At 32.8% G+C, this 4,706-nt stretch carries 4 protein-coding genes; all 4 read right to left on the bottom strand.

The features are described 5' to 3' along the window. Positions 1-121 precede the first annotated feature (121 nt). The gene (locus MR875_05500) at positions 122-565 is read right to left on the bottom strand and encodes a hypothetical protein (GenBank protein ID MCI6994290.1); all 444 of its coding nucleotides are present in this window, start codon (positions 563-565) and stop codon (positions 122-124) included. Between the two features lie 261 nt (positions 566-826). Further along, positions 827-2,818 (bottom strand): CoB--CoM heterodisulfide reductase iron-sulfur subunit A family protein, encoded by a 1,992-nt coding sequence (locus MR875_05505; GenBank protein MCI6994291.1) that lies wholly within the window; start codon positions 2,816-2,818, stop codon positions 827-829. A 301-nt stretch (positions 2,819-3,119) separates the two neighbouring features. Next, positions 3,120-4,025, bottom strand: a complete 906-nt coding sequence (locus MR875_05510; protein ID MCI6994292.1) for an AEC family transporter — start codon at positions 4,023-4,025, stop codon at positions 3,120-3,122. A gap of 110 nt (positions 4,026-4,135) precedes the next feature. Then, the coding region (gene radA, locus MR875_05515; GenBank protein ID MCI6994293.1) for a DNA repair and recombination protein RadA at positions 4,136-4,706 on the bottom strand (571 nt) is incomplete at its 5' end.

The raw sequence follows: 4,706 nt of genomic DNA on the forward strand, positions 1-4,706 counted from the left end.
AATGTGTGACGATATTTCCATTCTTCGTTGATTTTTAGCCATTCTACATCAAAGACATAATAACCCGAGCAACGCCCTAAATCAAATTCTAAAAATGTTTTCATTAACAAAAAGCCAATTTTCAATTGTTTGATGTGAAAACTGTGATTCCAAAGAATTTTTTAAATGATTTACAAACATTTTTTAAGCTTCCCAGGTAATCTGAAATTAAATGTTCTGATTCACTTTTCAATTCATTCGTAAAATTGCTGTTTTTATCAACAAGACTTGTTAAATCAGTTTGAAAGGTTTTACCACAACGTTTACAAATATAGCGCTGAACTTTCACCTTTATTTTACCAATTTCTTTAAACACTAATGTTCTTTTTGTAAAACCATATTTAACAACATGACGAGTTCCGCAATATGGGCATCTAGCCAAACTCATTTTAAAATAAGGAACATCCTTCTTAAAGCTTAAATCAAAAGATTTTAAAACTTTTTGACAGGAATTAAAAATTTTCACAAAACGAGGGTCGGAAAGCACTAATCCATCATTGGAATCGCAAAATATATTGTTTAACATCTAAAATGCTATTTGGGGTATTTGTTTTTTGGTTTAGCATGATAAAAACTTTTACTCCACTTATTTATTAAATTTAACTATTTTTAGACAAAATAAAAAATTCCAAACCAATTTCATCAAAAAATTTCAAATCAACAAAGTTTTTGAAAAAGTCGATTAATAAAAATTATAAAATATAAAATTACGAAAAAAAGTTAAATTAAAAACATTACCATTAGTCAAAAAAAATAAAAAAAAGAAATAGAGAATAAATCTCTAAATCTATTTACCTATGTCTTCAAGAGCAGCACTGATTTGTGCCATAATTTGCTCGGTTTTGAAGTGTTGTTGGTTCATTGCACCAGATGGACATGCACCTACACAAGTACCACATCCTTTACATAATGCGGAGTTAATTTGTGCAAATTCTTTTCCACCTACACCAGTTGCGATACCGATAGCACCGTATGGGCATAATTCTACACATACTTGGCAAGCACCACAAATAGCTTCATCGTTGGATGCAATAATAGGTTCGATTTCTACTTCTCCTTGTGCCATTGGGATAGCTGCTCTGGATGCTGCAGCTGAACCTTGAGCTACGGAGTCAGGAATATCTTTAGGACCTTGTGCTACACCAGCAATGTAAACACCATCAGTTAAGGTGTCAACAGGTCTGAGTTTAGGGTGAGCTTCCATGTAGAATCCGTCTGCAGATTTGGAAACACCTAAGGTTTGTCTGAGTTCGTCAGATCCTGCAGCGTGTTCGAGACCTACACTTAATACAACTAAATCGTAAGTGTATTCAGTTACTTTACCTAGTAAAGTATCTTCTGCTCTGATAGTTAAGGTTAAATCGTCGTTTTCGAGGATTTGAGCTGGTTTACCTCTGATAAATTCAATTCCATATTTTTCTTGAGATGTTTTGTAGAACTCTTCGTATCCTTTACCGAATGCACGGATATCCATGTAGTAACAAGTTACTTCAGTATCAGGTTCGTGGTCAATACATAATTGAGCGTTTTTCATGGAGTACATACAACATACTCTGGAACAGTAAGGTTTACCGATAGTTTCATCTCTGGAACCGACACAGTGGATGAATGCTACACGTTTAGGTTCAATACCATCGGAAGGTTTGATTACGTGTCCACCAGTAGGACCGGATGCGTTAATCATCCTTTCGATTTCCATAGCGGTAATTACGTTAGTGTAACGTCCGTATCCGTATTGGTAAATTCCGGATGGGTCGAATGGGTCGTAACCGATAGCTGCTACAATAGTACCAACTTCTAATTCGATTTCAGTAGCTTCTTGGTTGTGGTCGATTGCGTCAGGACCACATGCTTGAGTACATAACATACATTCGATACAGTAATCTTTGTCAATAGTTGCACATAATGGTACAGCTTGAGGGAATGGGATGTATGCAGCTTTTACCATACCTACACCTTCGTCGTAGTAGTTAGGTATTTCGATAGGACAAGCTTCCACACAAGCTCCACATCCAGTACAAAGATCTTCGTCAACATATCTTGCTTTTTTCTCTACTTTTACAGTGAAGTTTCCGATGTATCCGTCTACTTCTTTTACTTCTGCGTAGGAAATTAATTCGATGTTTTCGTGTTTTGCACAGTCTACCATTTTAGGTGCTAAAATACACATTGAACAGTCAAGAGTAGGGAAAGTTTTATCTAATTGTCCCATTCTTCCACCAATGGTTGGGTTTCTTTCTACCATGTAGGTTTTGAATCCCATATCACCTAAATCTAATGCGGTTTGAATACCACATACTCCACCACCGATAACTAAAGCTTTGTTATCTACTGCTACTTTGGTAGCTTCTAATGGTTCGAGTAATCTTGCTTTTGCAACAGCCATACGTACTAAATCTTTAGCTTTTTCGGTAGCTGCTTCAGGTTCGTTCATGTGTACCCAAGAGTCTTGTTCTCTTAAGTTAGCAAATTCAAATAAGAATTTGTTTAATCCTGCTTCTTCTACACATCTACGGAAAGTAGGTTCGTGAAGACGAGGGGAACATGCTGCAACAACAATTCTGTTTAAGTTTTTCTCTTTGATGTCTTCTTGGATCATAGCTTGACCTGGGTCAGAACACATGTATTTGTAGTCAGTTGCGTGAACTACATTTGGTAATGCTTTAGCGTATTCTGCTACGGTAGGACAGTCTACAACTCCACCAACGTTTACACCACAGTGACAGACGTAAACACCGATCCTTAATTCTTCGTTATTATCTCTTTTTTCTTCTGCCATATAATTCACCTTGTACAAGTCGTGAAAAATATCTAATATATATAAAAAATTGCAATTTTTTAAAAATAGACTATAAAAATTTTACATAGTATTAGATATATTTATGTAGTAAATACACACTTATAAACATTTCTATAAAAAACTTGGAGTAAAGTTTATATATGATAAAATAATATACGGGATAAATAAATGTAAAAAATAAAATAAAGAATAAATTAAGTTAATTAAGTCAAATAAATAAAAAATGACAGTTTTTATAAAAAATAAAAGAATAGTAGTTAAAAAATGTTTCAATTTTTAACTACAACAATGAAATAATAATTGGGAGTGTAATCAAAGAGATTACAGTGTTGATCAATATACAATCTGAAGTCAATTCATAATCCAATTTATAGGTAATTGCAAGTAACAATGACATCATTCCTGAAGGCATTGCAGCTTCTATAATTGAAACATTATACTGTAAATCAACTAAACCTAATTTTGTTGCAAGAATAAATGCAACTAACGGGAAAAATGCTAATTTCATGATTGATGTAAAGACAATCATTGCTTTACTTCTAGCTAATGCTGAAAAGTCAATAGATAACCCTAAGGTAATCATGATTAAAGGAATAGCACCTTGACCTAAATAATTAACTGTATATTCACAAACATCACCAATTGGAATATGTAATAAATTAAAAAGTAAACCTAAAACAACAGCCCATAAAGGTGGGAAAAGTGCAATTTTTCTAATAGCAGTCTTAATTGTTCCCCCAAATTTTAAAATTAAAACAAAAGATAACAATAAGAACATACATAATGTCGCCATATCACAAAATATTGCTCTTAAAAATCCGGTTTGTCCATAGATACCTAATGTAACTGGATAACCCATAAAAGCAGTATTAGCAATCATTACAGTGACCAATACACTCCATATTTGTTTATCATCCATATCTAATCTTTTTAAAATGAAATATGAAATTATTCCTGTGACAATAGATGAAGCCAAAATAATAAAAGGCAATACACTCAATTTCGGAAGTGATGATAAATCTGCATTATAAATTGCATTGAATATCATACATGGCATTAAGATATATATTACTATTTTATTAAATGGATCCATATCTTTTTTGGATAAAAAGTCAATTCTTTTGAGAACATAACCTAATCCAATCATTATTATAATTGAAAAAATAGTAATAGCTATAGCATCCATAACAATTAATTAACTTTAATAGTATTTAAAATTAATGAAAAAACCAAAAAAAGAGAAAAAAATCAAAATAAAATGAATAAAATTTATAAAAAATAAGAAATTGTTAACAATTAGCTAACAATACCTTCACTTGTAATTTTAAATACACATTCACCTTCAGGTAAATGAGGTGAATCTACTAAACGTGCAATTCTTTTTCCAGCCAAACCTTTTTTAAGCCAAATTCTGTAAGTGGATGCGTGTCCTAAAACGTGACCACCGATTGCTTTTGTCGGACTTCCAAAGAATGAATCCGGTTTAGCTTGAACTTGGTTTGTAATAAATACAGCAACATTGTAAGTATTAGCAATTTGTTGAAGTGAGTGTAAGTGTTGGTTTAATTTTTGTTGTCTTACAGCTAAGGATTCTCTTCCAACATATTCTGCTCTGAAGTGTGCCATAAGGGAGTCAACAATGACCAATCTTACATTAACACCACTTTGAATCAATTCATTGATCTTTTCAGCCATCAAGATTTGGTGAGAAGAGTTGAATGCTCTTGCAATGTGAATTTTTCTTAAGACTTCTTCATGGTCAAGCCCAAATGCATCTGCGATTTGTTCTACCCTTTCAGGTCTGAAAGTGTTTTCTGTATCAATGAATACACATTCTCCATCTAAACCACCTTTTTCTTTAGGCAAT

The organism is Methanobrevibacter sp., from assembly GCA_022775905.1.
In the GTDB taxonomy this organism is placed as follows: Archaea; Methanobacteriota; Methanobacteria; order Methanobacteriales; family Methanobacteriaceae; genus Methanocatella.